This is a genomic window from Streptomyces sp. NPDC048420 (assembly GCF_040651535.1).
Taxonomy (GTDB): domain Bacteria; phylum Actinomycetota; class Actinomycetes; order Streptomycetales; family Streptomycetaceae; genus Streptomyces.
Map to the genome: position 1 here is coordinate 1 of NZ_JBEZKG010000076.1, position 1,484 is coordinate 1,484.

The window sequence follows — 1,484 nt, forward strand, 5'->3', positions numbered from 1 at the left end:
CTTGGGTTCTAACGGTCCTCGCAACACCCGCGATCTGTGGGAGTTGCGAGGACCGTGGGCGTTGAGCGTGATGATCTTGCGGGATTGAGGGATCGCTTTCTCGCGCGGCTGGATGCTGTGGGGAACGTGACCGTGGTGGCCCGGGAGCTGGGGGTGAACCGGAACACCGCTTTCGGCTGGGCCCGGAAAGCCGGACGGACCTCGGTGCGCCTGCCGCGCAGGCATCCCCGGCGTGACGAGTACGAGCGCCTGCGGGACCAGGGCGTCGCCCGCCGGGTGGCGGCCCGGCAGGTCGGCGTGAACGAGCGCACGGCCAAGGACTGGGACTGGGGCGTCAGGAAGACCCGCTCTTCGCGCACCTACGCCGACGGGCGCCGTGTCGACTACGCGGCGGGCACCGTCACGATGTCCGGTGTGACCATGGCACCGGTGGGCCTGACAGCCCTGGAGAAGCAGCTTCACCCGCGGTTTCTGACGCTGGCCGAGCGCGAACGAATCCGCGATCTTCGCGCTCTGGGCCGGTCGTTGCGGGCGATCGGGCGGGCTCTGGGGCGGCCGGCGAGCACAATCAAGCGGGAGATCGACGCGAACTCGGGCAGCGAGGGTTACCAGCCCTACGCCGCCCACCGGGCTGCGGCAGCGCGCAGACCCAGGCCCAAGGACCGCAAACTGCTGCGCGAGGACCGGCTGCGCCGCTTCGTCCAGGACGGACTGCGCAGGCGGTGGTCGCCGGAACAGATCTGCCACGCTCTGACCATGGAGCATCCCGACGACGAGAGCATGCGGGTGAGCGTGGAAACGGTCTACCAGGCGCTGTACTTCCAGGCCCGCGGCGGCCTGAAACGGGAAGTCCAGGCAGCCATCCGCTCCGGCCGGACCCGCCGCAAACCACGCCGGGACCCCGAACGGCGCACGCCACGGTTCACCGACCCGATGGTGATGATCAGCGACCGCCCCGCCGCCGTCGAGGACCGGGCCGTGCCCGGTCACTGGGAAGGCGACCTGATCATCGGCGCGGGCGGCCGTTCCGCGATCGCCACCCTGGTCGAGCGCAGCACCCGCTACACCATGCTGGTCCACCTGCCCGGCGGAGCCCACGACGCCGAGACCGTCCGCGACGGCCTCGTCCGCACCATCCAGACCCTGCCCGACCACCTGCGCGGCTCCCTCACCTGGGACCAAGGCAGCGAGATGGCACGCCACAAGCAGTTCAGCATGGCCACCGGCATGCCCGTCTACTTCTGCGACCCGGCCTCGCCCTGGCAGCGCGGCTCCAACGAGAACACGAACGGGCTGCTGCGGCAGTACTTCCCGAAAGGCACCGACCTGAGCGTCCACAGCCCCGAAGACCTCGAACACGTCGCCCAGGAACTCAACGGCCGCCCACGCAAGACGCTCGGCTGGGTTACTCCAGCCGAGCGTCTACGTGATCTACTCACCACCTAAAACCAGGCGGTGTTGCGACGACCCCTGGAACCCAAGGA

1 protein-coding gene is annotated in these 1,484 nt (G+C 69.5%); it reads left to right on the top strand.

From position 1 onward, the window contains the following. The first annotated feature begins 405 nt into the window (after nt 1-405). The gene (locus AB0D34_RS47255; protein ID WP_362674394.1) at nt 406-1,446 is read left to right on the top strand and encodes an IS30 family transposase; all 1,041 of its coding nucleotides are present in this window, start codon (nt 406-408) and stop codon (nt 1,444-1,446) included. Nucleotides 1,447-1,484: the final 38 nt, after the last annotated feature.